The organism is Streptomyces sp. NPDC006512 (assembly GCF_040611935.1).
Classification (GTDB): Bacteria; Actinomycetota; Actinomycetes; order Streptomycetales; family Streptomycetaceae; genus Streptomyces.
In genome coordinates, this window is the sequence record NZ_JBEXPG010000002.1 from 85,934 (window position 1) to 112,594 (window position 26,661).

21 protein-coding genes are annotated in these 26,661 nt (G+C 74.6%); 8 read left to right on the plus strand and 13 right to left on the minus strand.

The window, feature by feature from the left end; genetic code table 11:
• Positions 1-29 precede the first annotated feature (29 nt).
• Together ABZZ17_RS01715 and ABZZ17_RS01720 are read right to left on the minus strand one after the other, a co-directional pair.
• Positions 30-1,019: a malate dehydrogenase gene (locus tag ABZZ17_RS01715; RefSeq protein WP_356870853.1), complete on the minus strand. Its 990-nt coding sequence runs from the start codon at positions 1,017-1,019 to the stop codon at positions 30-32.
• A gap of 218 nt (positions 1,020-1,237) precedes the next feature.
• Positions 1,238-1,903: a short chain dehydrogenase gene (locus ABZZ17_RS01720; protein WP_356870855.1), complete on the minus strand. Its 666-nt coding sequence runs from the start codon at positions 1,901-1,903 to the stop codon at positions 1,238-1,240.
• A gap of 71 nt (positions 1,904-1,974) precedes the next feature.
• Between ABZZ17_RS01720 and ABZZ17_RS01725 the strand changes: the two genes are divergently transcribed.
• Entirely contained in the window at positions 1,975-2,865 is an 891-nt protein-coding gene (locus ABZZ17_RS01725) for a LysR family transcriptional regulator (protein ID WP_356870857.1), read from the plus strand.
• 26 nt (positions 2,866-2,891) lie between these two features.
• On the opposite strand, the gene ABZZ17_RS01730 is transcribed toward ABZZ17_RS01725, so the two are convergent.
• Both ABZZ17_RS01730 and ABZZ17_RS01735 read right to left on the minus strand, forming a co-directional pair.
• A complete protein-coding gene (locus ABZZ17_RS01730) occupies positions 2,892-3,539 on the minus strand; it encodes a DUF3017 domain-containing protein (protein WP_356870859.1) in 648 nt (215 codons plus the stop codon).
• The gene (locus ABZZ17_RS01735) at positions 3,529-4,389 is read right to left on the minus strand and encodes a bifunctional methylenetetrahydrofolate dehydrogenase/methenyltetrahydrofolate cyclohydrolase (protein WP_356870861.1); all 861 of its coding nucleotides are present in this window, start codon (positions 4,387-4,389) and stop codon (positions 3,529-3,531) included. Before ABZZ17_RS01735 ends, ABZZ17_RS01730 begins: the two co-directional genes overlap by 11 nt.
• A gap of 246 nt (positions 4,390-4,635) precedes the next feature.
• Between ABZZ17_RS01735 and ABZZ17_RS01740 the strand changes: the two genes are divergently transcribed.
• Positions 4,636-5,217, plus strand: coding sequence for a hypothetical protein (locus ABZZ17_RS01740; RefSeq protein WP_356870863.1), 582 nt, complete (start codon positions 4,636-4,638; stop codon positions 5,215-5,217).
• A gap of 139 nt (positions 5,218-5,356) precedes the next feature.
• On the opposite strand, the gene purH is transcribed toward ABZZ17_RS01740, so the two are convergent.
• Positions 5,357-6,898 carry a bifunctional phosphoribosylaminoimidazolecarboxamide formyltransferase/IMP cyclohydrolase gene (purH, locus tag ABZZ17_RS01745; RefSeq protein WP_356871146.1) on the minus strand — a complete coding sequence of 514 codons (1,542 nt, stop codon included), beginning with the start codon at positions 6,896-6,898 and terminating at the stop codon, positions 5,357-5,359.
• A 68-nt stretch (positions 6,899-6,966) separates the two neighbouring features.
• Complete coding sequence (gene purN, locus ABZZ17_RS01750) at positions 6,967-7,590, minus strand: phosphoribosylglycinamide formyltransferase (protein ID WP_356870865.1); 624 nt, start codon at positions 7,588-7,590, stop codon at positions 6,967-6,969.
• Between the two features lie 249 nt (positions 7,591-7,839).
• Here purN and ABZZ17_RS01755 point away from each other — a divergent pair, with 249 nt between their 5' ends.
• Together ABZZ17_RS01755 and ABZZ17_RS01760 are read left to right on the plus strand one after the other, a co-directional pair.
• The gene (locus tag ABZZ17_RS01755; protein ID WP_356870867.1) at positions 7,840-8,505 is read left to right on the plus strand and encodes a hypothetical protein; all 666 of its coding nucleotides are present in this window, start codon (positions 7,840-7,842) and stop codon (positions 8,503-8,505) included.
• Positions 8,506-8,508: 3 nt separating this feature from the next.
• Positions 8,509-8,979, plus strand: coding sequence for a hypothetical protein (locus ABZZ17_RS01760; RefSeq protein WP_356870869.1), 471 nt, complete (start codon positions 8,509-8,511; stop codon positions 8,977-8,979).
• Between the two features lie 660 nt (positions 8,980-9,639).
• Here the strand turns inward: ABZZ17_RS01760 and ABZZ17_RS01765 are convergent.
• Complete coding sequence (locus ABZZ17_RS01765) at positions 9,640-11,415, minus strand: DUF6350 family protein (RefSeq protein WP_356870871.1); 1,776 nt, start codon at positions 11,413-11,415, stop codon at positions 9,640-9,642.
• Positions 11,416-11,534: 119 nt separating this feature from the next.
• Between ABZZ17_RS01765 and ABZZ17_RS01770 the strand changes: the two genes are divergently transcribed.
• Complete coding sequence (locus ABZZ17_RS01770; RefSeq protein WP_356870873.1) at positions 11,535-13,298, plus strand: helix-turn-helix domain-containing protein; 1,764 nt, start codon at positions 11,535-11,537, stop codon at positions 13,296-13,298.
• 106 nt (positions 13,299-13,404) lie between these two features.
• On the opposite strand, the gene sucD is transcribed toward ABZZ17_RS01770, so the two are convergent.
• The 5 genes from sucD to ABZZ17_RS01795 all read right to left on the minus strand — a co-directional run bounded on the left by sucD (position 13,405) and on the right by ABZZ17_RS01795 (position 21,085).
• The gene (gene sucD, locus ABZZ17_RS01775) at positions 13,405-14,295 is read right to left on the minus strand and encodes a succinate--CoA ligase subunit alpha (RefSeq protein WP_356870875.1); all 891 of its coding nucleotides are present in this window, start codon (positions 14,293-14,295) and stop codon (positions 13,405-13,407) included.
• Positions 14,296-14,316: 21 nt separating this feature from the next.
• Complete coding sequence (sucC, locus tag ABZZ17_RS01780; RefSeq protein WP_356870877.1) at positions 14,317-15,495, minus strand: ADP-forming succinate--CoA ligase subunit beta; 1,179 nt, start codon at positions 15,493-15,495, stop codon at positions 14,317-14,319.
• A 332-nt stretch (positions 15,496-15,827) separates the two neighbouring features.
• Positions 15,828-17,021, minus strand: coding sequence for a VWA domain-containing protein (locus tag ABZZ17_RS01785; protein WP_356870879.1), 1,194 nt, complete (start codon positions 17,019-17,021; stop codon positions 15,828-15,830).
• A gap of 588 nt (positions 17,022-17,609) precedes the next feature.
• Positions 17,610-19,982 (minus strand): DUF5682 family protein, encoded by a 2,373-nt coding sequence (locus ABZZ17_RS01790; protein ID WP_356870881.1) that lies wholly within the window; start codon positions 19,980-19,982, stop codon positions 17,610-17,612.
• Positions 19,979-21,085, minus strand: a complete 1,107-nt coding sequence (locus ABZZ17_RS01795; protein ID WP_356870883.1) for an AAA family ATPase — start codon at positions 21,083-21,085, stop codon at positions 19,979-19,981. The genes ABZZ17_RS01790 and ABZZ17_RS01795 overlap by 4 nt, the downstream gene beginning before the upstream one ends.
• Before the next feature lie 134 nt (positions 21,086-21,219).
• Between ABZZ17_RS01795 and ABZZ17_RS01800 the strand changes: the two genes are divergently transcribed.
• Complete coding sequence (locus ABZZ17_RS01800) at positions 21,220-22,566, plus strand: SWIM zinc finger family protein (protein WP_356870885.1); 1,347 nt, start codon at positions 21,220-21,222, stop codon at positions 22,564-22,566.
• Positions 22,567-22,804: 238 nt separating this feature from the next.
• The gene (locus ABZZ17_RS01805) at positions 22,805-24,355 is read left to right on the plus strand and encodes a DUF5691 domain-containing protein (protein WP_356871148.1); all 1,551 of its coding nucleotides are present in this window, start codon (positions 22,805-22,807) and stop codon (positions 24,353-24,355) included.
• Between the two features lie 562 nt (positions 24,356-24,917).
• Here ABZZ17_RS01805 and ABZZ17_RS01810 read toward each other — a convergent pair.
• Positions 24,918-25,319, minus strand: coding sequence for a cobalamin B12-binding domain-containing protein (locus ABZZ17_RS01810; protein WP_356870887.1), 402 nt, complete (start codon positions 25,317-25,319; stop codon positions 24,918-24,920).
• A 210-nt stretch (positions 25,320-25,529) separates the two neighbouring features.
• On the opposite strand from ABZZ17_RS01810, the gene ABZZ17_RS01815 reads away from it, so the two are divergent.
• The gene (locus ABZZ17_RS01815; protein ID WP_356870889.1) at positions 25,530-26,468 is read left to right on the plus strand and encodes an alpha/beta fold hydrolase; all 939 of its coding nucleotides are present in this window, start codon (positions 25,530-25,532) and stop codon (positions 26,466-26,468) included.
• Positions 26,469-26,661 lie beyond the last annotated feature (193 nt).

Below are 26,661 nucleotides of genomic sequence, written 5' to 3' on the forward strand. Positions count from 1 at the left end.
CATCCGTCCGGGTGAACCGGACGGGCGGATCAGATCAGGCCGAGCTCGCGCACCGCGTCGCGCTCCTCGACGAGCTCCGCCACGGACGCGTCAATGCGCGCACGGGAGAACTCGTTGATGTCCAGGTTCTGGACGATCTCGTACTTGCCGTCCTTGGTGGTGACGGGGAAGGAGGAGATGATGCCCTCCGGGACGCCGTAGGAGCCGTCCGACGGGATGCCCATCGAGGTCCAGTCGCCCGCGGCGGTGCCGTTGACCCAGGTGTGCACGTGGTCGATGGCGGCGTTGGCGGCCGAGGCGGCCGAGGACGCGCCGCGGGCCTCGATGATCGCGGCGCCGCGCTTGGCGACGGTCGGGATGAAGGTCTCGGCGAGCCACAGCTCGTCGCTGACGACCTCGGCGGCGTTCTTGCCGGCGATCTCCGCGTGGAAGATGTCCGGGTACTGGGTCGCCGAGTGGTTGCCCCAGATGGTCAGGCGCTTGATGTCGGAGACGTCGGCACCGGTCTTCGCGGCGAGCTGCGAGATCGCCCGGTTGTGGTCCAGACGGGTCATCGCGGTGAAGCGCTCGGCCGGTACGTCCGGGGCGGCGGCCTGCGCGATGAGCGCGTTGGTGTTGGCCGGGTTGCCGACGACGAGGACCTTGATGTCGTCCGCGGCGTGCGCGTTGATCGCGGCGCCCTGCGGCTTGAAGATGCCGCCGTTGGCGGAGAGCAGGTCACCGCGCTCCATGCCCTTGGTACGCGGGCGGGCGCCCACGAGCAGCGCGACGTTGGCGCCGTCGAAGCCCTGGTTCGGGTCGTCGAAGATGTCGATGCCCTTGAGGAGCGGGAAGGCGCAGTCGTCGAGCTCCATGGCGGTGCCCTCGGCGGCCTTCATGCCCTGGGGGATCTCCAGGAGGCGGAGCTTGACCGGCACGTCCGCGCCGAGCAGGTGGCCGGAGGCGATGCGGAAGAGCAGCGCGTAGCCGATCTGGCCGGCAGCGCCGGTCACGGTGACATTCACGGGAGTGCGGGTCATGGCCTTCTCCGTTAGACAGCTGGCGGTGGGGCGTCCCTGCCCCAAGTGCTGGGAGGACGCCGCTTCGCAGCCTGTGAATCTTGACGTGAAGAGACATCCGCCGTCAGGCTATCCGACCCGCGGGGCCCCCAACCCCCGGACCCCTGTGGTCCACGGCACACGGGCCCCGTTTTCGGGCCGCTCCACCGCTCCTCCACCCCGCCACCGCCCCGCCACCGCTACTCGACGCGGAAGACCTCGCCCGTCCGGTGCCCCTCCACGGACCGGACGTAGGCGTTCGCCGCGCGGGCGACCGGGACGGGATCGCATCCCGCGAAGGTGTCCCCGTACGCGTCCATGGACTCGGTGAAGACGGTCGGGCTGACCGCGTTGATCCGCTGGCGGCCGGGGAGCTCGATCGCGGCGGCCCGTACGAAGGCCTCGACCGCGCCGTTGACGAGGGAGGCCACCGATCCCGTGAGCAGCGGCTCGCGCGCCAGGATCCCGGTGATCAGGGTGAACGAGGCGTGCGCGGGCAGCCGCGGGGCGCCCTGGCGGACCAGCTCGATCTGGCTGACGGCCTTGCCCTCCAGTCCGGCGCGGACGTCCTCGACGGTGAGCTCCCCGAGCGGCCGCCACGGCACGCTGCCCGCCGCGCAGGCCACCGCGTCCACGGCACCCACGGCGTCGTACATCGCCCGGACCGATTCCGGGTCGGTGATGTCGACGTGGACGTCCGCGTCCGTGCGGGAGGCCGTGACGACCTCGTGGCCGCGCCCGCGCAGGGCGTCGAGCACCGCCCGGCCGAGCGTTCCGTTCGCCCCGACGAGGAGGACCTTCTTGCCGTTCGCGGTGTCCGGGGTCTTCGCGGTGTCCGCGGCGTCCGTGGTGTGCAGCGTGTTCATGGACCGAGCATCCCCGCCCGGCAACCGTGAAGTCCAGCTACCTCTCCTACACGGACCATTAAGCTGAACTCATGCTTGACGTGAAGCGGATGGTCATCCTCAGGGACCTGGCGGAGCACGGGAAGGTGACCGTCGTCGCCGACCTGCACCGGGTCACCCCCTCCGCCGTCTCCCAGCAGCTGCGCGCCCTGGAGGCCGAGGCCGGCGCCCCCCTCGTCGAGCGGGAGGGCCGCGGACTGCGGCTCACCCCCGCCGGAACGGCCCTGGCCGCCGCCTGCGAGCCGGTCCTCGCGGCCCTGGAACGGGCCGAGGGCGCCGTACGGGCCCTCGACGACGGCCCCGTCGGGGACCTGCTCGTCGGCTGCGCCCCGAGCGCGCTGGCGACGGTGGCCGCCCCGCTGCTCGCCGCGCTCGCCGCACGCCACCCCGGGCTGCGGCCGCGCATCGTGCAGGCCGATCCCGAGGACGCCCTGCCGCTGCTGCGGCAGCGCCGGCTGGACGTGGCGGTGACGTACGCGTACCCGCTGCTCGGCGCACCTCCCGCGAGCGGCACCACGGCGGTGCCCCTCTTCGACGACCCGCTGTGCCTGGCGGTGCCCCGGGAGCTCCTGCCCGCGTACGGGAGGCAGGGGCTGGCGGCGCTGCGGGAGGCCGACTGGGTCTCGGCGCCCGCCCCGAGCAGCTGCCGGGAGATGCTCGTGCACGCCTGCCGCAACGCCGGTTTCACCCCGCGCGTCGCGCACGAGTGCGCGGACCTGCGGGCCGGGCTGTGGCTGGTCGCCACCGGGCGGGCCGTGTCGATCCTGCCGAAGCTGCTGTGCGACGCGCCGCCGCCCGGCACGGCGGTGGTGGAGCTGCCGGGCCGGGGGCGGGTCCTGGAGGCGCAGGTCAGGGCGGGGACGGAGACCCGGCCCGCGATCGCGGCGGCCCTCGGCGCCCTGACGCGCCTGGGAACACGGTGACGCGACTCAGCGCACGGTGACGCCTCTCAGCGCACGGTGAAGCGGACCGCGCTCTCCAGGAACGGGATCTCCAGCAGCGGCTTGGGCCCGATGACCAGCGCGAGCAGCGTGATCGCCACGCCCAGCAGCCCGTACGTGACCATGTCCGTGAAGCGGGAGCGCACCGCGAGCATGCCCACCGACGGCAGCAGGCGCCGCAGCACCGAGGCCGCGATCAGGGCGATGCCGATCACCAGGCAGCCCGCGCGCGGATGGCCGGTCGCCGTGGCCAGCAGCCCGACCGCTGTGGCGGCCAGGACGCTGAGCATCGGCCACTGACGCGCCGGCGCGGACACGGCCCCGGGGATGGCACGGCCGCCGCCCTCGGGACGGGCCGTGTCCTGGGTGACGGCGGGGAACCGCCGGGACCTGGCCGCGGCGCCGGCAGCCGTGCCGGGACCACCCGGGTCCCCGGCCCGGGCCGGGCGCGCGGGCCCCGGCGTCCCCGGCGTCTCCGGCCCCGGGGGCGCGGGCACGTCGGCCCCGGCGCCAGCGGCCCCGGGCGCCGGTACCGGCCCGGCCGCCCCGGGCTCCTCCGGTTCCGTGCCCGCGTCCGGGCGCTCCGGCCCCGGCTGCCCTTCGGCGGCCGGGCCCGTGGCGTCCGCGTCCGCGTTCGCGTCCTGCTCAGCCCGCACTGGTGATCCGTTCCGCCGCCTCGACGACGTTCACCAGCAGCTGGGCGCGGGTCATCGGGCCGACGCCTCCCGGGTTCGGGGAGATCCAGCCCGCCACCTCGGCGACGCCCGGGTGGACGTCCCCGACGATCTTGCCGTTCTCGTCACGGCTGACACCGACGTCGAGCACCGCCGCGCCCGGCTTCACGTCCTCCGGCTTCACCAGGTGCGGAACGCCCGCCGCCGCGACGACGATGTCCGCCTGGCGCAGCAGCCCGGACAGGTCGCGCGTACCGGTGTGGCACAGGGTCACGGTCGCGTTCTCGGACTTGCGGGTGAGCAGCAGCCCGATGGACCGGCCGACGGTGATGCCGCGGCCGAGGACGACCACGTGCGCACCGTTGATCTCGACCCCGTGGTGGCGCAGCAGCTCGACGATGCCGTACGGGGTGCAGGGCAGCGGCCCCGGCTCGTTCAGCACCAGCCGGCCCAGCGACATGGGGTGCAGGCCGTCGGCGTCCTTGGCCGGGTCCATCAGTTCGAGGACGCGGTTGGTGTCGATTCCCTTGGGGAGCGGGAGTTGGACGATGTAGCCGGTGCAGTGCGGATCGGCGTTGAGCTCCCGGACGACCTGCTCGATGTCCTCCTGGGAAGCCGTGGCGGGCAGTTCGCGCTGGATGGAGGCGATGCCCACCTCGGCGCAGTCCTTGTGCTTTCCGTTGACGTACCAGCGGCTGCCCGGATCGTCGCCGACGAGCAGGGTGCCGAGGCCGGGGGTGATCCCCCGGGCCTTCAGCGCCGCCACTCGGGCGGTCAGTTCGGACTTGATCGCGGCTGCGGTGGCCTTGCCATCGAGAATCTGGGCGGTCATGCGGCCATCCTCCCGGATGGAGTGGCCCCGGTTCCAGTCAAGGCGCTCGGCGGGGTCCACCGTTGATTGCACTTGCACAACAAGTCAGGGGGGCCGTGCGAACCAACTGGACAAGCCGTGGTCACCCCGACGACGATGCAACGACCAGAGTGCCGCGGGCAGTGCCGGGGGGCGGACCGCTAGTTCCAGAGTTCCTCCGCGCGTGTTGCCGTGCGTCCCCGCACTTCCACGGAGGAACCACCCAAGATGAGCTTCGGCGACCCGAACAACCCGTACGGACAGCAGCCCCAGGCCCCGCAGGGCCAGCCCGGCTACGGCTACCCGCAGCAGGCCCCCCAGGGCGTCCCGGCGCAGGGCGGCTACGCCTACCCGCAGGGCACCCCGGGCGGCGCCTACCCGGGCGCGCCGGTCACGATGCCCGGTGGTGTCAAGGCCGCCCGCGTCATGCTCTGGGTCATCGCCGGCCTCCAGATCGTCGGCATCGGCGTCCTGTTCGCCGCGATCGCCCTGATCCAGCAGCTGAAGGACGACCCGGAGCTGCAGGGCAACGCGCAGTTCGAGGACATGGCCAAGCTCGGCTCCGGTGTCCTGTACGCGCTGATCGCCCTGGCCGTGGTCTACATGGTCGCGTCGATCGTGCTGGCCATCAAGATCGGCAAGGGCGGCAACGGCGTCCGCATCGGCATCATCGTGTACGCGGCCGTCGGCATCCTGCTGAGCCTGTACCCGTTCTTCCCGCTCAGCCTGGTGCACCTGGTGCTGCTGATCCTGGCCCTCGTCTTCGTGGCGAAGTCGGACGGCTCGGCCTGGTTCAACCGCCAGCGCTGATCCACGGCCCGTACGACGAAGGCCGCGTCCCGCAGTGCGGGGCGCGGCCTTCGTCGTCGCCCGGGACCGACCGGTCAGTTCAGGCCGGTTCAGGCCGGTTCAGGCCGGCTCCGGTCAGCTCGGGTCGGTTCGGCTCAGGTCAGTGGAAGAAGTGGCGGGTGCCGGTGAAGTACATGGTCACGCCCGCCTTCTTCGCGGCCTCGACGACCTGCTCGTCACGGACCGAACCGCCCGGCTGGACGACGGCCTTGACGCCCGCGGCGGTCAGGATCTCCAGCCCGTCCGGGAACGGGAAGAAGGCGTCCGAGGCGGCGTACGAGCCCTGCGCGCGCTCGGCGCCCGCCCGCTCCACGGCCAGCTTCGCCGAGTCGACGCGGTTGACCTGGCCCATGCCGACGCCGACCGAGGCGCCGTCCTTGGCGAGCAGGATCGCGTTGGACTTGACGGCGCGGCAGGCCTTCCACGCGAAGGCGAGGTCGGCGAGTTCGGCCGGGGACAGGGCGTCACCGGTGGCCAGGGTCCAGTTCGCCGGGTCGTCGCCCTCGGCCTGGAAGAGGTCGCTCTGCTGGAGCAGCGCGCCGCCGCTGACGGGCTTGAGGTCGCCCGGCTGGTGCGGGGTCCCGTCCACCTTCAGGACGCGGATGTTCTTCTTCTTGGCCAGGATCTCGACCGCGCCGTCCTCGTAGGCGGGCGCGGCGATGACCTCGGTGAAGATCTCCGCGACCTGCTCGGCGAGCTCGACGGTCACCGGGCGGTTCACGGCGATGACGCCGCCGAAGGCCGACAGCGGGTCGCAGGCGTGCGCCTTGCGGTGGGCCGCGGCCACGTCGGTGTCCACGGCGATCCCGCACGGGTTGGCGTGCTTGATGATCGCGACGCAGGGCTCGTCGTGGTCGTAGGCGGCCCGGCGGGCGGCCTCCGTGTCCACGTAGTTGTTGAAGGACATCTCCTTGCCGTGCAGCTGCTCGGCGTTGGCGAGCCCGCCCGGCTGCCCGTCCGTGTACAGCGCGGCGGCCTGGTGCGGGTTCTCGCCGTAGCGCAGGGTCGACTTGCGCTCCCAGGCGCCGGCCAGGAACTCGGGCAGCGCCGCGTCCTCGGACTCGGGCGCGTACGCGTTCGTGAACCAGGAGGCCACGGCCACGTCGTAGGCGGCCGTGTGCTGGAAGGCCTCGGCCGCGAGCCGCTTGCGGGCGGTCAGGTCGAAGCCGCCGTTCTTCGCCGCGTCGAGGACGTCGGCGTAGCGGGCGGGGCTGGTGACGACCGCGACCGAGGGGTGGTTCTTGGCGGCGGCGCGGACCATCGAGGGGCCGCCGATGTCGATCTGCTCCACGCACTCGTCCGGGGTGGCACCCGACTGGACGGTCGCGAGGAAGGGGTAGAGGTTGACGACGACCAGGTCGAAGGGCTCGACGCCCAGCTCGGCCAGCTGGTTGCGGTGGTCCTCCAGGCGCAGGTCGGCGAGGATGCCGGCGTGCACGCGCGGGTGCAGGGTCTTGACCCGGCCGTCGAGGCACTCGGGGAAGCCGGTGAGCTCCTCGACCTTGGTGACGGGCACCCCGGCCGCGGCGATCTTCGACGCGGTGGAGCCGGTGGAGACGAGCGCGACGCCCGCCTCATGCAGGCCGCGGGCCAGCTCTTCCAGTCCCGTCTTGTCGTAGACGCTGACGAGCGCACGACGGATCGGCCGCTGGGTCGTGGTCGGTTCGTTGCTGTTCGCGCTGTCTGCGGTCTCTACGCGCTCTGCGGCGGTCACTGGATTGTTACCTTTCGTCCCTCAATGCGGTAGCCGTGCCGGGCCAGGCGCCCCACGACGTCGACGAGCAGCTGACGCTCGACTTCCTTGATCCGCTCGTGCAGAGCGGCTTCGTCCTCCCCGTCCCGGACCTCCACGACACCCTGGGCGATGATCGGCCCGGTGTCCACGCCGCCGTCCACGAAGTGGACCGTGCAGCCGGTGACCTTCGCGCCGTAGGCGAGGGCGTCCCGTACGCCGTGCGCGCCGGGGAAGGCGGGGAGGAGGGCGGGGTGGGTGTTGATGAACCGGCCGCCGAAACGGTCGATGAAGCTCTTCCCGACGATCTTCATGAACCCGGCGGACACCACGAGGTCCGGCGCGTGGGCGGCGGTCGCGGCGGTGAGGGCGGCGTCCCACTCCTCACGGCTGGCGTGGGCCTTGACGGGGCACACGAAGGTGGGGATCCCGGCCTTCTCCGCCCGTTCCAGGCCGGCGATGTTCTCGCGGTCCGCGCCGACGGCGACGACCTCGGCGCCGAATCCCTCGGCTCCGCCGGGATGGGCTTCGATGGCGTCGAGCAGGGCCTGGAGGTTGGTGCCGGAGCCGGAGACCAGCACGACCAGGCGGGAGGCGGGCATGGGAGGCCCTTTCTTACGGGAATGCCGTTGTTCGTCTTGTGTGGTCGTACGAAACTACGACGTGCCGACTCATGGGCAACCGTACGAAGCCACCGACCGCCTGCAACGATACCTGTACACCCGACCGCCCCCGAGGGACGGGGGGACGGGCGAGCGGTAGCGTCTGGCATACAAGCCGCGCACGCCGCGGAGCGCGCCGCAGGGCGCGGCACGCGCCGCGACCACGACACAGGGGAAGTAACGCACTCGATGCCGGACCGCCGTCAGCCCGACTCCTCGACCGACGACAACCCCTTCGCGGCGCCCCCCGAGGGCCGGCCCGACCAGCCGTGGAAGCCGCGCGGCGGCGCCCCCGGCGGCGGCCCCGGCCCCGGCGGAGGTCCGGGCGGCGGCCCCGGGGGCCCCGGCCAGGGACCCGGGCAGGGACCCGGAGGCGGTCCGGGCGGCGGCCCCGAGGGCGGTCCGGCGCGCTGGGACCCGATGGACCCGGTCCAGCGGCGGGCCCGGTACGCGCTGCTGGCGGGCATGTGGGGCTTCTTCTTCGGCATTTTCGGGATCCCGTCGATGGGTCTCCTGCTGGGCGCGCTCGCCATGTACTGGGGCATCAGCGCACTGCGGGGCCGCCCCGCGACCGACGCCGAGAAGGCTTCGGCGGCGGTGGCCGGCACCCCGCCGAAGCCGGACGGCCTGGCCGCCCTCGGCCCCGCGGCCCGCCCGCAGCGGGCGGCGGCGGTCAGCGGCCTGGTGACGGCCTCGCTGGCGCTGCTCCTCGCGGCGAGCTCATACGCCCTGCAGATCGCGTACAAGGACTTCTACGTCTGCCGCGACGACGCCCTGACCCGCACGGCGGAACTCCAGTGCAACACCCTGCTCCCGGACAACGTCGTGGGTGACGTCCTCAAGGTCCAACGCTGACCCGTGGGCGCCGCGATCAGGATCTTCAGGCTCTTCCGCTACCAGCCGTGCGGACACGAGCTGCTCGTACGCGTCGCCCGGCCGGCCGCCCCGAACGCCGCCCAGGGGGCGCTGGACGCCGCCGACGACGAAGCCGACTCGGCGACGGAACGTCTCCGCACCCGGTGGGAGCAGCGGCACCTGCGGTCCGCGTGCCCGCACCGGCACACGTCGAGCCTGGTCGCCGAGATGCAGGAGGAACCGGTCGGGGAGGACCTCTTCGGCCCGGGCGGCCGCCTGCTCGGGGTCTGGGTGGCGGGAACGAAGTACGGCGCGCCGTGGGTGGTCCTCGGAACCGCGCCGACCGAAGACGGGTTCTGGCACCGGGTCCAGGACGACCCCGCCCTGCTCGGCCTCGGCCCCCTGGCGCCCGCCGAACTGCACCACGTCCATTTCCTCACCACCGAGGACGGCCCCTCACCCCGCCCGTCCTGACGCGACGCCCCACGGCGACCGCCACCGCCCGACCGGGATCAGGGCCCCGAGGGGCCCGACACCTCCGCCCGCGCACCGACCCCCGGCCACCCGCGACCGCGTGACGCCCCTGGGCCGCGCCGGTCGCCCGGGTCGCGCCGACCGGCCGGACGCGGCCGGTGCCGTGGACCGCAACGCCCACCCGGCCTGATCGGGCTCCCCCTCGCACGGGCGTGAGCGCCCGGGGCGCGAGGCCGGAGCGGGGCATCCCTCGGGTCCCGCCGCACGCCCGGCGGGAGTTCACGGACGCCCCCTGGGCCGTCCCTGGGCCCGGAGCGCCGGGCTCCACCGATCACAGGCGCGTGAACGGCCGGGGGGCGCCGACGGCACCGGGGGTGCCCCGCCCGGAGCCCCGGTCGAAGCGGTCACCGGGGGCTCGGACACCGGCTCCCGGGGACCCGGCGGACGCGGCCCGGGGGCCGGGCAGGTCCCGGTACCGAAACACGGGCGGGCCCGGGCCACCGGCGCAGGGGACGGCGACGCGAGTGCCGGGTGCGGCGCCCCGCACAGCGGTGGGGCGCCCGATGCCCCGACGACGCGGCGTCGCGGACGCCCTCCAGGGGGCCGGGCCGCCGGACGCCCCCGACCACCCGCGCGGGAGCGGCCGGGGGCGCGGGGCCGTCAGTCCTCGGGGGGCCGGCGCGACAGGATCCGGGCGCCCGCCACCGGGGGCAGCAGGGGTGCCGAGGGGGGCGCGACCGTACGGGCCGGGGACGCGAGCGGACCGGCCGCCGGGTCGGCGGCAGCCCGGTGCTCCGCCTGCACCGGCCGCACCGCCACCGGGTCCGAGGGCTCCGGTGCCCGGAGCGCCGGGACCGGCCCCGGGGTCAGGGGCGGAGCGGGCGCCGGGGCCGGGGGCACGGGCCACCCGGGGTAAGGCGGCGCGGGAGGGGCCTGGTCCCGGGGCTGCGCCTGGGCGCGGAACGAAGCCGCCGCCGGGACTGCGGGCGAACCCGGGGCCGGGGCCGCGCCCGGGGCCGGCTGAGGCCGGGGCGGGGGCTGCGCCGCAGGTGCGCGGCGGGACGGTGTCGGCGGAACCAGGGGCTGGGACGCGTTGCGGAGGGCCGCCCAGCGGAGTTCCCGTACGCCCGAGTCGTGCCAGGTGTCCCCCGCCGCCTCGGCGGCCGCCCCCCGGGCCGGCCGCGTCCGCCATGCGTGCACCCCGACCGCCAACGGCACCGCCAGCGCCAGCGTCCACGCCGCCGCCGCACCCCCGACCGCCCACCACACGGGCCCGAAGCTCGCCAGCGCCGCCGTTCCCATCGGGCCGCCGGACACCGCCGCCAGACCGGCCATCGCCAGCCCGCACACCAGCGCACCCAGCGCCGCCGTCAGCGCGGTCTCCCCGTACGAGACCTCCCGGGCCCGCCGTACCGCGAACCATCCCACCGCCAGCCCGGCGGCCACCGGAACTCCGGCCGCCGCCCACGTCACCGGCGTCCCCGGCCCCTCCGGCGGCAGCGCCGCCAGCAGCGGGAACCTCGGCAGCGCCGCCGCGCCGTCGAAGCCGAGCGGGGTCGCCGTCGCGCCCGCGCCCAGCGCGAAGCCGGGACCGAGCCCGTAGGCCGCACCCCACACCATCGCGTTCGGGATCAGCGCCAACGCCAGCAGCAGGACCGCGAACCGCCCCGACCACACCCCGGTCAGCGTCAGGAACGACGACTGCACCTCCGCCCCGTGCCACGCCAGCGAGGCCCCCACGAGCAGGGTGCCGCCGCCCAGCAGGACCAGTACCCCGGCCGCCCCGGAGCGCAGCGCCAGCGCGTAGCGGGGGCGCGTGACGGCCTTCCGCACGCCCCTCGGAACCCAGTCGGGCAGCGGCCCCAGCGGCCGCCTCTTGGCGGTCCACACCCCGACGGCGGCGGCGAGCACCGCCACCAGGGGCAGGTGCCAGGCGGCGCTGAGCGGATCGGCCGGCATCGGCCCGCCCGCCGCGTACACCGTGGCCAGCGCCCCCACGGTGAGGTAGCCGCAGGTCACCGCGGAGAACACGGCGCCGGCCGGCAGCACCTCCTCCCCGTCCGCCCCGGCCGCGTCCCCGGAGGCGCTGCCGAGCCGGGCCGCCCGCCGCATCAGCAGGACGGGCAGCGCCACCAGCAGCAACGGCGTCACGCCCACGGGTGCGGGCACCCCGGAGAGGGTTTCGTAGCGGACGAGCTCCGTCCCGTGGGCCATCAGCCACAGGCCGGCGGCGAGGTGCAGCGCACCGCCCGGGCCGCTGTCCGGATAGGGGGAACTGATCCACAGCACGATCACGAGCACGGCGAGGAAGCCGAGCCCCAGTCCGGCGGCCACGGCGCCGCCCAGCACGCAGGCGGCGGCCGCCGGAGAACGGCGCCGCACACCGGGGCGCGGGGCCGCCGGCAACGGGGTCCCGAGTTCGGTCACTTGGGTCACCCCGCCATGGTGCCAACGACACGCGCTATGGGCGGGTAACAGGCGAATGCCCGTGGTGTCGCTCAATATACGTTTATGTACTTTTTCGCCCAAGGCTGCCGGGTCGCGGGGAGTGTGGCATGACACAAGGCGTCGATACGACCTCCGGCTCGGAACTGGGCCTGCCCTCACCCAAGGAGCGCCGCAGGCTCCGCGAGGCGGGCGAACTGACCCACGAGGAGGTCGCGGAGGCCCTGGGGGTCACCGCGGCCACGGTCCGCTCCTGGGAGTCGGGCCGTACCGAACCGCGCGGGCGCAAGCGCGAGGTGTACGCCGAGATCCTGGCCCGTCTGGCGGCGGTCGACGCCGTCCTGGCGGCGGACCCGCCCGACGCGCGCCGCGCCGCGACCGCGCCGCCGCACCCCCCGGAACCCCCCACACCGCCCGGGCGCGCCCCGGCCGCCCCCTTCGCCGGCTGGGCTCCGCGTTCCACCGGCGGCGCACGGGCCTCCGCCGCCGGGGGCCAGGGCCGGCCCGCAGGGTCGGGCACCCGGCCCAAGGCGGCGGCCAAACGGGCCGCCAAGCCGCCGGCCGGCGCGGCCCGCCACGAGACGAAGGCCCCCGTCCGGACCGGAGGCGGCAGTTCCGCCGGCGGCCCGCCGCCCTCGCCCCCGCCGTCCGCTCCACCCCCGGCCGCCCGGCCGACCACCCCGCCCGCGGACTCGACCGGACCCGCCGACGCGCCCGGACCGGCGGCGCCAGCCGGGGCACCCCCCAGCACGCCCGCGCACCCGGGATCCGGAAGCCAGGCATCCGGGCCGCGTGCGCCCGAGCCCCACACCACCGACGCCCCGGCCCCCGAAGCCCGGACCCGTGCCCACCCGACCCCTGACGCCCCGGCACCTGAGGCTGCGGCACCTGACACCGCAGAACCTGACGCGCCGGAACCTGACATCCCGGCACCCGAAGCCGAAGCGCCCGAGGCCGGTGCACCTGAAGCCGGTGCACCCGAACCGCACCCGCTCGAACCGCACCCCCTCGAACCGCAGCCGCCCGAGGCCCGGGCGGCGGAGGCGGACCGGTCGGGGGTGCTCGGCCCCGTCCAGGCCTTCGACTCCCTCTACGCCTACGCCGCCCCCGCCTTCATCCGGCAGGCCTACCTGCTGACGGCCCGCCGCGCCCTCGCCCACGAGGCGGTGGAGCGGGCCTTCCAGCAGGCCTGGGACCGCTGGCCCGAGGTGGCGGTCGACCCCGACCCGGTCGGCTGGGTGCGCGCGGCCGTGTACGAGTACGCCCTCTCGCCCTGGCACCGGTTCCGCCGCGCCCACCGGCACCCCGACAAACCGCCGGCCGAGCCCGCCGACCGGATCGTGCTCGACGCGCTGCTCGCGCTGCCCCCGGTGCACCGCCGGACCGTACTGCTCTACGACGGCGTCGGCCTCGACCTGCCCGACACCGCCGCCGAGACGGAGGCGAGCACCCCGACCACGGGGAACCGCCTGCTCAACGCCCACGCCGAGCTCTCGGGCCGGATCCCCGAGATGGCCGGCCTGCCGCCGGAGGAACAGTCCGCCCTGCTGCGCGAACGGCTCGGCGCGGTCGTGCCCTCCGTACGGCTGGAGCCGCGCCCCGCGGCCGTCGTGCGCGCCGCCGGGGAGAACCGCGGCCGGCGCTGGACCCGGGCCGGGCTCGTCATGACCGCGCTGATCGCCGTGGCGACGGCCTACACCACCGCGACGGCGCCGAGGGAGTACGAGCCCCCGGCCTCGCCCGCGCGGAGCGTGACCGGGGTCCCGCCGCACAGCGGCCCCCAGCGGCTCACCGAGCAGAGCCGGGAGCTCCAGGACAAGCTGCGCGCCGATCCCGCCGCCGGGCCCGCACGGGTGTCGCCCAGTACGGAATGAGGAACGGGCGTGGCCCGCACCCCGAGGGGTGCGGGCCACGCCCGTGCTGTTCCGCTGCCGTCCGTCCGTACGCCGGTGCGCGCCCGTACGTCCGTCCGGCGACCGGTTACTTGGCGGCGTTCAGGATCTCGCGCGCCAGCTTCGCGGTCTCGGTCGGCGTCTTGCCGACCTTCACGCCCGCGGCCTCGAGGGCTTCCTTCTTGGCCTGTGCGGTGCCGGAAGAACCGGAGACGATGGCGCCGGCGTGGCCCATGGTCTTGCCCTCGGGGGCGGTGAAGCCCGCGACGTAGCCGACGACCGGCTTGGTGACGTTCTTCGCGATGAAGTCCGCCGCACGCTCCTCGGCGTCGCCGCCGATCTCGCCGATCATGACGATGAGCTCGGTGTCCGGGTCGGCCTCGAAGGCCTCCAGGGCGTCGATGTGCGTGGTGCCGATGACCGGGTCGCCACCGATGCCGACGGCGGAGGTGAAGCCGATGTCGCGCAGCTCGTACATCATCTGGTAGGTCAGCGTGCCCGACTTGGACACGAGACCGATCTTGCCGGGCTTGGTGATGTCGCCCGGGATGATGCCGGCGTTGGACTGGCCGGGGGTGATCAGACCCGGGCAGTTCGGGCCGATGATCCGGGTCTTGTTGCCCTTGGCGGTCGCGTACGCCCAGAAGGCGGCGGAGTCGTGCACCGCGATGCCCTCGGTGATGACGACGGCCAGCGGGATCTCGGCGTCGATGGCCTCGACGACGGCGGCCTTGGCGAAGGCCGGCGGGACGAAGAGGACGGAGACGTTGGCGCCCGTCTTCTCCATCGCCTCGGCGACGGAACCGAAGACCGGGACCTCGGTGCCGTCGAAGTCGACGGTGGTGCCGGCCTTGCGCGGGTTCACGCCGCCGACGATGTTGGTGCCGTCAGCCAGCATCAGCTTGGTGTGCTTCATGCCCGTGGCACCGGTCATGCCCTGGACGATGACCTTGCTGTCCTTGTTGAGGAAGATAGCCATGTGAGTCTGTGACCTCTGCCCTTACTTCGCAGCCGCGAGCTCGGCGGCCTTGTCGGCCGCGCCGTCCATGGTGTCCACGCGCTGCACCAGCGGGTGGTTGGCGTCCGACAGGATCTTGCGACCCAGCTCGGCGTTGTTGCCGTCGAGGCGGACGACGAGCGGCTTGGTGACCGCCTCGCCCTTGTCCGCGAGCAGCTGGAGCGCCTGGACGATGCCGTTGGCGACCTCGTCACACGCGGTGATGCCACCGAAGACGTTGACGAACACGGACTTGACGTCCGGGTCGCCGAGGATGATCTCGAGGCCGTTGGCCATGACGGCGGCGGAGGCGCCACCGCCGATGTCGAGGAAGTTGGCGGGCTTGACGCCACCGTGGTTCTCACCGGCGTACGCGACGACGTCGAGGGTGCTCATGACGAGACCCGCGCCGTTGCCGATGATGCCGACCTCACCGTCGAGCTTCACGTAGTTGAGGTTCTTCGCCTTGGCGGCGGCCTCGAGCGGGTTCGCGGCCGCGTGGTCCACGAACTCCTCGTGACCCGGCTGGCGGAACTCGGCGTTCTCGTCGAGGGAGACCTTGCCGTCGAGCGCGATGATGTCGCCGTTGGCGACCTTCGCGAGCGGGTTGACCTCGACGAGGAGCGCGTCCTCGGCGATGAAGGTGGCCCACAGGGTCACGAGGACCTCGGCGACCTTCTCGGCGACCTCGGCCGGGAACTTCGCCAGGGCGACGATCTCGCGGGCCTTCTCGATGGTGACGCCCTCGTTGGCGTTGACCGGGACCTTCGCGAGGGCCTCGGGGGTCTTCTCCGCGACCTCCTCGATGTCCATGCCGCCCTGCACCGAGGCCATCGCCAGGAAGGTGCGGTTGGTCCGGTCGAGGAGGTACGAGACGTAGTACTCCTCGAGGATCTCGGGAGCGGTCTCGGCGATCATCACCTTGTGGACCGTGTGGCCCTTGATGTCCATGCCCAGGATGTCCGTCGCACGGGCGACGGCCTCGTCCGGGGTGGCGGCGAGCTTGACGCCGCCGGCCTTGCCGCGGCCGCCGACCTTCACCTGCGCCTTGACTACCGACTTGCCGCCCAGCTTCTCGGTGGCCTCGCGAGCCGCCTCAGGCGTGTCGATGACTTCACCGGCCAGCACCGGTACACCGTGCTTGGCGAAGAGGTCCCTCGCCTGGTACTCGAACAGGTCCACGCGCGTCCGTCCCTTGTCTTCAAAGATTCGCAGTGATTCGCGGTTGTCTGCTATCTGCGTGGGCGTGCCGCGGAGGGCAACGTGACGGCGCTGTCACAGGGGAGGCGCACACGGTGACCGTGGACGCGGCATGTCCGTCCCGCAGGTTATCCCCGGGGGGCGTAGGTCCCTAAATCGCAGATCACACCTGAGCGGTGATACCTGTCACAGATCGCCTCACGGTTGAACTGCGTCTTCGTGTGATCTGCCGATTTACGGCCGCGTTCCCCGGGGCCCGGCGGCGGCGGTTGCGGAGCGGCCCCGGGACCGCTCCGGAGCCACGCCCGGGCCGGTCAGGGGACCGGCAGGGGCCGCTTCTCCAGCGCCGCCGCCATCACGTCCGGGAACAGGTCCGGGGTGCAGGCGAAGGCGGGGGCGCCGAGGGCCGCGAGCGCCGCCGCGTGTTCGCGGTCGTAGGCGGGGGCGCCCTCGTCGGAGAGCGCGAGCAGGGTCACGAACTCGACCCCGGCGCCCTTCATCGCGGCGACCCGCTTGAGCATCTCGTTGCGTATGCCGCCCTCGTAGAGGTCGCTGATCAGCACGACCACCGTGTCGGCGGGCCGAGTGATCTTCGACTGGCAGTAGGCCAGCGCCCGGTTGATGTCGGTACCGCCGCCCAGCTGGGTGCCGAAGAGCACGTCGACGGGGTCGTCGAGCTGGTCGGTCAGGTCGACGACCGCGGTGTCGAAGACGACCAGACGGGTCGCGATCGACCGCATGGAGGCCAGGACCGCCCCGAAGACGGAGGCGTAGACGACGGAAGCCGCCATCGACCCCGACTGGTCGATGCAGAGGATGACCTCCTTCTTCACCGACTGCGAGGCCCGGCCGTAGCCGACCAGCCGTTCGGGGACGACCGTGCGGTACTCGGGCAGGTAGTTCTTGAGGTTGGCGCGGATCGTCCGGTCCCAGTCGATGTCCCGGTGCCGGGGCCGGCTGATCCGCGCGGACCGGTCCAGGGCGCCCGTGAGGGTGGCCCGGGTGCGGGTCGCGAGGCGCTTCTCCAGCTGCTCCACCACCTTGCGGACGACGGCCCGCGCCGTCTCCTTCGTGGTGTCCGGCATGGCCTTGTTGAGGGAGAGCAGGGTCCCGACCAGGTGGACGTCCGGTTCGACGGCCTCCAGCATCTCCGGCTCCAGCAGCAGCGCGGACAGGCCGAGGCGCTCGATCGCGTCCCGCTGCATGACCTGGACCACCGGGGCGGGGAAGTACGTACGGATGTCCCCGAGCCAGCGCGCCACGTGCGGTGCGCTCCCGCCGAGGCCGGCGGAGCGCTCCCCCGAGGTCCTGCGGGAGCCGGCCGCGCCCCCGCCACCGCCGTACAGCGCTCCCAGCGCGGCGTCCATCGCCGCGTCCCGCCCGGTCAGCGCGCAGCCGGTGCCGTCGGCCTCTCCGCCGCCGAGCACCATCCGCCACCGCCGCAGCCGCTCCGCGTCCCCGCCGCCCTCCGCGACCCCGGCCGCCACCTGATGCTCCGTTCCCGCCATGTCCCCGTCCCTCTCTCCTGGTTCCGCCCTGCCACCACACCTGCCACCCGCCACGGACCCCGCCCGTCCCGTACCACGCCGGACCTGCCCTCGCCGGCCCCGCCCGCCACCGGATCCGCCCGGCGCCGGATCTGCCCGCCACGGGCCCCCACCGGCCTCCCCGCACCGGCCCCGCCTCACTCGCGCCCCTGCCGCCACCGGCCCTGCCCACCAACCACCCCTCCCCGCCCTCACCGGCCTCCCCGCACCGGCCCCGCCTTTCCCGCACCCCTGCCGCCACCGGCTCCGCCGGCCTGCCCACCAACCACTCCTCCCGGCCTGAGGCCTTGCCCCACACCGGCCGCTCTGCCCGTCACCGGGCCCATCCGTCACCGCCCTGACCCGTCACCGGCCCCTCCCTGTCCCGCGCCCCGGCGCTCACGCCGCCCCTGCTCGGCACCCTGCACTGCTGTCGGGGGCCCGCCGACCGCCCGGTCCGGCCGTCACCCGGCCGGCCCTCACCGGCACCGACCACGTACCGCACCGCTTCCCCGGCCGCATCCGGGACGGCCGGGGCAAGCGCCCGCGTCCCGCCCGGCCGACCGTGCCTCAAGCCGGTGCCGGGATCGGGCCGGCCGGGGACGCGGCCCCCTCCTCGGCCGCGGCCAGCAGCATCCGGACCAGCCCGGCCACCGCGTCCGCGCGGGCGGCGTCCAGTTCCGGGGCGAAGCCCGCCGGGGCCCCGGCGGGACCGGCGGCGGCCGACGGTCCGCCCCCGGGTCCGCGCCGCACCAGTTCGCCCAGGGTCCGCTTCACCCCCGGCTCGTACGCCCCGAACGTCCGCCGCAGCAGCGGCAGCACGTCGATGAAGGCGCTCTCCGGCACCGACACCAGCCATGCGTCGATCAGGCCCAGCAGCCGGTCGTCGTGGACGAGCAGCGTGCCGCCGCCCGCGCTCCCCCCGGCGAACCCCTCGATCCAGCCCGCCGCGTCGGCCGGGGCGGACGCCGGTGACAGGGCGAGCCCCATCAGCCGCGCCGTCTCCTCGGCTTCGAGGCGGCCCTCGTCCAGCAGCAGCCGCGCGGCCCGGCCGCGTATCAGCCCGGGCACGCTGTCCCGGCCGGCCAGCGTCCGCAGCACCGCCGACCAGCGCTCGCGCAGCCCCCCGGCCTCCTCCGCGTCCGCCAGCAGGCCGACCGCGCCGTGGACCCCGTCGACGTGCCGGCGCAGCTCCGCCGCCCCGTCGGCGTCCAGCCCGGCCCCGCAGGCGGGCGGCAACGCCACGCAGATGCGCTCGGCCAGCCCGGCGGCGACCGTGCCGAGGGCCGCCGCGTCGGTACCCCGTACGTCCCCGTACCGCAGTGAACGGGCCAGCGCGGGCAGCGCCTTGGCGAGCCGCGCCACATCGGTGTCGAGCGCCGCCCGGTCGGCGAGCGCCTTCAGCACCGCCGGCAGCGCCCGCGACAGCCCGGCCAGCAGGCACCGCTCGGCCAGCGCCGTGACCTCGCCCAGCTCCTCGGCCCCGGCCGCGTCGGCCTCGGCCTTGGCGGTGGCCGCCCCGAGGACGGTGGTGCCCCAGATCCCGGCCTCCGCGACCCGTACCGACAGCTCCGGCTCCCAGCGGAGCCGCCAGGTCTCCCGGAAGGTCCCGGTGCTCCCCCGGGAGGCGACGGGAACGCCCCAGTCGATCCCGAGCAGCCGCAGCCGGTGCAGCAGCAGGGACTTGGCCGCGTCGGTGTCCTTGCGCAGGTCGAGTTCCAGCTCGCGCTGCTGCGCCTCGGCCTTGAGCCGCAGCGAACGCAGGCTGCGGGTGAGGTCCCGCTGGAGCGGTACGACGGGCGCCGCGTCCGGGACCTCGCCGAGGACGTCCCCGACCACGAGCCGGTCCTCGACCAGCGCGAGCGGTACGTCGGAGCCGTCGCACATGACGGCCCTCACCGCCTCCAGGGTCTCCGCGAGTCCCGGCAGCGGGCGGCCGCGCACGGCGGCCAGGGTCCCGGCCAGCCGGACCGCCTCGATGACGTGGGCGGAGGAGACCTGGAAGTCCTCCTCCCGCAGCAGGCCGGCGACCTTGGTCAGCCAGCGTTCCACGGGCCGGTCGCGGGCCGCGAACAGGTGGGCGTACCAGCCCGGGGAGGTGATGCCCGCGCCGTACCCGCCGGCCCGGGCGAGCCTGCGGTGGGTCCAGGGCACCCAGGTGGTCTCCACCTTGACCTTGGGCAGGCCGGCCAGCAGGGCCTTGTCGGCGGCCGCCGTGGTCCGGGCCGCCAGCGCCGGGACGTGCCAGGCCCCGCAGACCACGGCGTAGTCGTCGCCGAACTCCCGGCGGGCGGCCCGCATCCGCTGCCGCATGTGCGCCTCGCGGACCGCGTCGCGCGGATGGCCGCCGTCCCCGTAGGCCTCGCGCAGGGCCCCCATGGCCTCCGCGAGGGCCTCGAACGCGGCCGTCGGGTTCCGGACCGCCCCGGTCCCGCGGTGCTCGACCACGTCCTCCCACCAGCGTTCGGGGTCGTCGTACCCGGCGGTCGCGGCCAGCACCGCGAGCGGATCCAGCCGGACGTCCCCGACTCCCTCCCCGCCGGACTCCCCTCCGGGCACCCCGCCGGACTCCGGGCCGCCCTCCCCTCCGGGCTCCGCGTCCGGGACCGGCACGGCCAGCGTCTGCGCGGCCGGCAGGTCGATGAACCGCACCGGCACGTCCCGGGCCTGCGCCCAGCGGATCGCGACCCACTCCGAGGAGAAGGCGGCCAGCGGCCAGAACGCTGCCCGGCCCGGATCGTCGGCGGCGTGCGCGAGCAGGGCCACGGGCGGGCGCATCCCGGGCTCGGCCGCCAGCGGCAGCAAGGCGTCCCCCTCGGGCGGGCCCTCGATCAGGACGGCCCGCGGCTGCGCCGCGTCGAGCGCGGCCCGCACCGCGCGCGCCGAGCCCGGCCCGTGGTGCCGGACGCCCAGCAGGAGCGGCCCCTTGGCTGCCGGACTCATGCCGAGACCTCCCGGCAGGCGCGGTAGAAGTCCTTCCAGCCGTCCCGCTCGCGGACCACGGCCTCCAGGTACTCCTGCCAGACGACCCGGTCGGCGGCCGGATCGCGGACGACGGCGCCCATGATCCCGGCGGCCACGTCGGACGGGCGCAGGACGCCGTCCCCGAAGTGGGCGGCGAGGGCGAGCCCGCCGGTGACGACGGAGATGGCCTCGGCGGTGGAGAGGGTGCCGCTGGGCGACTTCACCTTCGTACGGCCGTCGCCGGTCACCCCGTCGCGCAGCTCGCGGAAGACGGTGACGACCCGGCGGATCTCCTCCAGGCCCTCGGGCACGGCCGGCAGGTCGAGGGAGCGGCCCATCTGGTCGACGCGGCGGGCGACGATGTCGACCTCGGCGTCCGCGGTGGCGGGCAGCGGCAGGACCACGGTGTTGAAGCGGCGGCGCAGCGCGCTGGAGAGCTCGTTGACCCCGCGGTCGCGGTCGTTGGCGGTGGCGATGAGGTTGAAGCCGCGCACGGCCTGCACCTCCTGGCCGAGCTCCGGTATCGGGAGCGTCTTCTCGGACAGGACGGTGATGAGGGTGTCCTGGACGTCGGCGGGGATGCGGGTGAGTTCCTCGACGCGGGCGGTCATGCCGTCGGCCATGGCCCGCATGACGGGGCTGGGGACGAGGGCTTCGCGGCTCGGTCCGTGGGCGAGGAGGCGGGCGTAGTTCCAGCCGTAGCGGATGGCTTCCTCGGGGGTGCCGGCGGTGCCCTGGACGAGGAGGGTCGAGTCTCCGCTGACGGCCGCGGCGAGGTGTTCGGAGACCCATGTCTTGGCGGTTCCGGGGACGCCGAGCAGGAGCAGGGCGCGGTCGGTGGCGAGCGTGGTGACGGCGACCTCGACGATGCGGCGCGGGCCGACGTACTTGGGCGTGATGACGGTTCCGTCGTCGAGCGTGCCGCCGAGCAGGTAGGTCGCCACGGCCCACGGGGAGAGCTTCCAGCGGGTGGGACGGGGGCGGTCGTCGGCGACCGCCAGGGCTTTCAGTTCGTGGGCGAAGGCGTCCTCGGCGTGCGGTCGCAGGGCTTCTGTACGGCCTTCGTTCTCGGGCGTGGTCATGGTCCCCCTCCAATGCTCTCCAGCCGCTTCCGGCTGCTGCACCCAAGGTGCACCATGCCACTGACAACACCCCCCGCCTGAGCCGTTGTTGCAGGTCAGAGCGATTGTCAGTGGGGGTCCCTACGGTTGTTCCCATGACTGAGCAGGGGGTTCGCTGGACGGCGGAACAGGTACTGGCTCTGGCTCCTGACGATGCGTCACGCAAGGCGGGGGGCAGGCTGGGCGGGGCGGGTCCGTGGTCGCAAATCGGAGGTTCCGCTTCCGGTGCGGTGTGGGGGTTGTGCAAGGGCAGCGGCAGCAAGCCGTACCGGACGGTCGTGGACCTGACGGGCCCGGCGTACAAGTGCTCCTGCCCGAGCCGGAAGTTCCCGTGCAAGCACGCGCTGGGGCTGCTGCTGCTCTGGGCGGCGGAGGGGACGGGGGATCCGGGCGAGGCGCCGGACTGGGCCGGGGAATGGCTGGCGGAGCGGGCGGCCAAGGCCGCCCGGCCGGCGGCCGCGACGGGCAGACCGGTGGACGAGGAGGGGGCGAGACGCCGCGCGGAGCGGCGGGCGGAACGGATCGGCGCGGGCGTCACCGAGCTGGAACAGCGGCTCGTGGACCTGCTGCGCGGCGGTCTGGCCGGCCAGGAGCAGGCGGGGTACGCGGGCTGGGAGGAGACGGCGGCCCGCATGGTCGACGCCCAGGCGCCGGGACTGGCCTCCCGGGTACGGGAGTTGGGGACAATACCCGGTTGCGGCCCCGGCTGGCCCGCCCGGATGCTTGAGGAGTTCGCGCTGCTGCACCTGCTGGACAGGGCCTGGCTGGGGGTGTCCGGGCTGCCGGAGCCGCTGGCCGCGACCGTCCGGAGCCGGGTGGGGCTGCCGTCCTCGGCGGAGGGCCGGACCGTACGGGACCACTGGCTCGTACTGGCCCAGTACGACTCGGCGTCCCCGGACGCCCGGCTCACCACCCGCCGGATATGGCTGCACGGGCTGGAGAGCGGGCGTCCGGCCCTGGTGCTGGACTTCGGACCGCCCGGCCGGCCGCCGGGGCTGGCGCTGCCGGTCGGACTGGTGCTGGAGGCGGAAGCCCGCTTCCGGCCCGGCTCGGCGGGGCTGCGGGCCGACCTGGGGGAACGGTTCGCGGCAGCGGTACCGGCCACCCGGGTTCCGGCCGGGGTGGGCACGGAGGAGGCGCTGGCGGCCTACGGCACCGCGCTGCGGGAGGACCCGTGGCTGGAGTCGTGGCCGGTGGTGCTGGGCCCGGTGATCCCGATACCGGGAGAAGCGGGCGACGGGGGCTGGCAGCTCGCGGACGCCGAGGGGGCTTCCGCACTGCCGGTGAACCTCACCGGAGGCCGTTCGCGGTCGGGACTGTGGCAGCTGGCCGCCCTTTCGGGCGGCGGCCCGGTCACGGTGTTCGGCGAGTGCGGTCACCGCGGGTTCACCCCGCTGACGGCATGGCATCCGCAGGGGGCGGAGCCGGTCGCCCTGGGGTGACCCGGGGCGGGGCGCGGGGGAACGGGGGGCGACGGCGCGGGGGCGCCGCCGCGAAGCAACGAGAAAGCCGGGGGGCTTTGTGAACGACAACCACGCGAGCTGAGGCACGGACCGATCGGAACGCAGACGCTCCGGTCCCGCGGAGGGGGCGGGACCGGAGCACGGAACACGAAGAGGGAGGGGTCCGGTGAACGGCACGGCCGAGGCAGACGAGAAGAAGAAGGACGGGAAGGGGACCGTGGAGTCCGGGGACTGGGAGGAACTGGTCGCCGCCGCGCTGCTCGGGACCGAGCGGCGGGGCGGCTCACCGCAGGCCCTGCTCGACGCGGCCGCCGTGCAGACGCTGCGGCGCCGCGCCGGACTCCGGCCGGCCCCGGCCGCCCGGCTGCCCCGGCCGGCGCCCCTGGACCCGCGTCCGGCACCGCCGGACGCGGCCCGGCGGCGGCTCGCCCAACTACTGGCGGGCCGCACGGGCGCGGGCAGCGGCGGCGGGCGGCGGGGGGCCGCCCCCGATCTGACGGAACTGCTCCCGCAATGGCTCGCCACGGCCGCCCGGCACGGCTACCGGGCGCCGTCGGCGCTGGTCCCGGCGCTGCTCGACGCGGCCCGGGCCCGCACCGACCTGCGCCCGCAGGCGCTGGCCCTGGCCGGGGCCCGGGGCCTGTGGCTGGCCCGGCTCAATCCGGAGTGGCGGTTCGCGCTGCGCGGCGGGACGGGGGGCGCGGGCGAACTGCCCGACCCCGCGGACCGGGAGGCGGTGGGCCGGCTCTGGGAGGAGGGGCTGTTCGCCGAGCGGGTCGCCCTGCTCGGCTCCGTACGGGCGCACGAGGCGGAGGCCGCGCCGCGGCTGCTGGCCACCACCTGGGCCACCGAACGGGCCGAGGACCGGCTGATGTTCCTCGACTCGCTGAGGGCGGGGCTGTCGGAGACGGACGAGCCGTTCCTGGAGGCGGCCCTCGGCGACCGAAGCCGTAACGTCCGGGCGACGGCGGCCGAACTGCTGTCCTCCCTGCCGGGCTCCGCGCTGGCCGGGCGGATGGCGGAGCGGGCGCTGGCCTGCGTCGGCCCGGAGGCGGTGAACCCTCCCGTGGAGTGCGATGCCGGGATGCTGCGGGACGGGGTCGTCAAGCGCCCTCCGGCCGGCCGGGGCGAACGGGCCTGGTGGCTCGGACAGCTCGTGGAGGCGGCGCCGCTGGACTGCTGGCGGGACCGCTTCGGCGGCCTCGGCCCGGCGGAGATCGTGGCGCTGCCGGTGGCGGAGGGCTGGGCGGAGGAACTGCACGCTGCATGGTGCCGGGCCGCCGTCCGGCAGGGTGACGCCCGCTGGTCGAAGGCCCTGCTCGGCTCGGCGTCCGCGCCCCCTGCGGCGGGCCCGGGCACGGCGTCGCTGGCCGAACGGGCGAAACTCCTCGAAACCCTGCCGGAGGGGGAACGGGCCGCGTGGGTGGCCGAGTTCGTACGGGCCCACGGGCTCTCGGAAGCCTTCCAGCTGCTCGGCGTGTGCGTGGTCCCGTGGTCCGGGGCGCTGGGCCGGGCGGTGGTGGAGGCGCTGGACTCCGCGCGGGAGGCGGGCAGCTACCCGTGGAGCTTCAGCGGGGTGATGGGCTTGGCGGAACGCTGCCTGGACCCTGCGGAGGCCTCGCACCTGGAGGCGCTGACCGCCGGCGCGCAGGACCCGCCGGACGCGTCGCCGGGCGCGGCGGCGTACTGGGCGGAAGCCTTCCAACGCCTGGTCGCCACCCTCCGCCTCCGCGCAACCATGCTCACCGAACTCACCCCACCACCCTGACCCCACCTCAATCACCCCGAGGCTGAAGTCGCGGAGCCCGACCCCCACCCCGAGGCCTCCGCCCCCACACCTCAAACGCCGGCGAGGCTGGAGTGGGCCGACGAGGCTGGAATGGGCCGACAAGGCCGACGAGACAGTGGCCCCCGACGCCAGCCGACCACACCACCGGAGCCGGACATGCCGACGGGACTGAAGCGGCCCACCGGACCCATGGGAGCCGCGATCGCCGCGAAGCGGCCGGACCCGGAACCGGCCTGGAACCGTCCCGGGCCGGGGGCGGGGACGGGGTGGGGGGTCGGCCGGGGCTAAAACGTGATTTGTTGGCGCCCTGTCCCGCCCGGCAGACCAAGTCCGGACGAGGCGCCATAAATCATGCCCGCCCCGGCCGACCCCCCACCCCGGCCCCGACCCCGGCCCACCCGCAGCCACCACCCGGCCCAAGACAACAGCCCACCCGCAGCAACCCGGACCCGCCAGGGCAACACCCCGACCACCCGCACCGCCCGGCCAGGGCAAGGGCAAGGGCAACGGCAAGGACCACCCCGAACCCCAACCGGCCAGGTTACTGGCGGACGTTCGCCGTCACCCAGTCCACGATCGCCGTGGTCGTCGCGCCCGGGGTGAAGATCTCAGCCACGCCCTTCTCCTTCAGCGGAGCGATGTCGTCCTCCGGAATGATCCCGCCGCCGAAGACCTTGATGTCCTCCGCCTCCCGCTCCTTCAGGAGTTCCAGCACGCGCGCGAACAGCGTGTTGTGCGCCCCCGACAGGATGGAGAGGCCGATCGCATCGGCGTCCTCCTGGATGGCGGTGTCCACGATCTGCTCGGGGGTCTGGTGGAGGCCGGTGTAGATGACCTCCATGCCCGCGTCCCGCAGTGCACGTGCGATCACCTTGGCGCCTCGGTCGTGGCCGTCGAGACCCGGCTTGGCCACCACCACACGGATCGGACCGGTCACACCCATCGCACTGCCTCCCGAGTGAACGAACGTTAAGTACAGCATTGCGCACACCACCGTTTCGCGGTCAATCACGAGGGGGAAATCACACGTGGGACACCGTTGATTCATCACCGCAGAGTCGCCCCGCCACCGCGCCGACAGCCGCACGGCACGGTGGCGGGGCCGCGTCGGCGGCGCGGCCGTGTCCCCGAGAGGTCCAGGGGAGGGCCGTCCATGGGGCTGTCGATCACGCCGCTGCCCGTGTCACGCACCGGGGCCGCCCTCCGGGCCGCCGTCCTGGAGGCCGTGGTGCTGGCCGGGCACCTGCTGCTGTATCCCACCGGGCTCCGCGAGGAGCCCCCCGCGTCCGGCGGGGCCCAGAACCCGCCCGGCCAGCGGCCGCCCGTACTGCTCCTCCACGGGTTCACCGACAACCGGTCGGTCTTCGTCCTGTTGCGCCGCGCCCTCGGGGCGGACGGCCGGCGCCGGGTGGAGACGTACAACTACTCCCCTTTCACCCGGGATCTGCGGGTCACCGCCCGCCACCTCGCCCGCCGCGTCGAGGAGCTGTGCGAGCGCAGCGGGCAGGACCGGGTGGACCTGGTCGGGCACAGCCTGGGCGGGCTGGTCGCCCGGTACTACGTACAGCGGCTCGGTGGCGATGCCCGGGTGCGGACGCTGGTCACGCTCGGCACCCCTCATTCGGGTACGCGGGTGGCACCCTTCATGGACGCGCACCCCCTGGTCCGGCAGATGCGCCCGGAATCGGAGGTGCTGGCCGAGCTGGCCTCGCCGTCGCCGGGCTGCCGGACCCGGTGCGTGGCCTTCTGGAGCGAGTTCGACGCGCTGATGGCGCCGACGGGGACGGCCAGGATCGAACACCCGGACCTGGATGCGACGAACGTGCAGGTCACCGGGATCGGACACCTGGCCCTGCCGGTGCATCCGGCCGTCATCACCGCCGTCCGGCGCGCCCTGGACGGCGCGGTCAGCGACACCACGGCCACCACCGCCACCACCGCCACGCCAGCCCCCACGGCCCCCACGGCCCCCACGGCCCTCGCGGCCGCCACCTCCCCCGCCCCGACCGCCCCCGCTCCCGTCGAGGGCCAGGGCGCGACGACCGGCACCACCGCCTCAACCGGAACCGACGGGCGGAGCCTGGCCATCTGACTCCCCGACGGCCCCCGCCGCGATCCCGGCGGCCCCGACCCGCGACCCGTGGCGCGCGACCCGCCGCCCACGACCGCTGCTGGAGCCGGGTTCGGCCCTCCGCCCCACCTCAGTCGAACGAATTTCGAACTCAAGGCCAAGGCTCGGTGTTTCCGCGACCGAAAGGCAGCCGAATGCCCCGTTCCCGTGAGAA

Bases quoted from the DNA above. Each gene is read 5' to 3' on its own strand.
- ABZZ17_RS01715 (WP_356870853.1), bottom strand. From the start codon at position 1,019: ATGACCCGCACTCCCGTGAATGTCACCGTGACCGGCGCTGCCGGCCAG.
- sucD (WP_356870875.1), bottom strand. From the start codon at position 14,295: ATGGCTATCTTCCTCAACAAGGACAGCAAGGTCATCGTCCAGGGCATG.
- purN (WP_356870865.1), bottom strand. From the start codon at position 7,590: ATGCCCGCCTCCCGCCTGGTCGTGCTGGTCTCCGGCTCCGGCACCAAC.
- ABZZ17_RS01790 (WP_356870881.1), bottom strand. From the start codon at position 19,982: ATGAGTCCGGCAGCCAAGGGGCCGCTCCTGCTGGGCGTCCGGCACCAC.
- ABZZ17_RS01800 (WP_356870885.1), top strand. From the start codon at position 21,220: ATGACTGAGCAGGGGGTTCGCTGGACGGCGGAACAGGTACTGGCTCTG.
- ABZZ17_RS01815 (WP_356870889.1), top strand. From the start codon at position 25,530: ATGGGGCTGTCGATCACGCCGCTGCCCGTGTCACGCACCGGGGCCGCC.
- ABZZ17_RS01720 (WP_356870855.1), bottom strand. From the start codon at position 1,903: ATGAACACGCTGCACACCACGGACGCCGCGGACACCGCGAAGACCCCG.
- ABZZ17_RS01725 (WP_356870857.1), top strand. From the start codon at position 1,975: ATGCTTGACGTGAAGCGGATGGTCATCCTCAGGGACCTGGCGGAGCAC.
- ABZZ17_RS01755 (WP_356870867.1), top strand. From the start codon at position 7,840: ATGCCGGACCGCCGTCAGCCCGACTCCTCGACCGACGACAACCCCTTC.
- ABZZ17_RS01770 (WP_356870873.1), top strand. From the start codon at position 11,535: ATGACACAAGGCGTCGATACGACCTCCGGCTCGGAACTGGGCCTGCCC.
- ABZZ17_RS01785 (WP_356870879.1), bottom strand. From the start codon at position 17,021: ATGGCGGGAACGGAGCATCAGGTGGCGGCCGGGGTCGCGGAGGGCGGC.
- ABZZ17_RS01740 (WP_356870863.1), top strand. From the start codon at position 4,636: ATGAGCTTCGGCGACCCGAACAACCCGTACGGACAGCAGCCCCAGGCC.
- ABZZ17_RS01795 (WP_356870883.1), bottom strand. From the start codon at position 21,085: ATGACCACGCCCGAGAACGAAGGCCGTACAGAAGCCCTGCGACCGCAC.
- ABZZ17_RS01810 (WP_356870887.1), bottom strand. From the start codon at position 25,319: ATGGGTGTGACCGGTCCGATCCGTGTGGTGGTGGCCAAGCCGGGTCTC.
- ABZZ17_RS01735 (WP_356870861.1), bottom strand. From the start codon at position 4,389: ATGACCGCCCAGATTCTCGATGGCAAGGCCACCGCAGCCGCGATCAAG.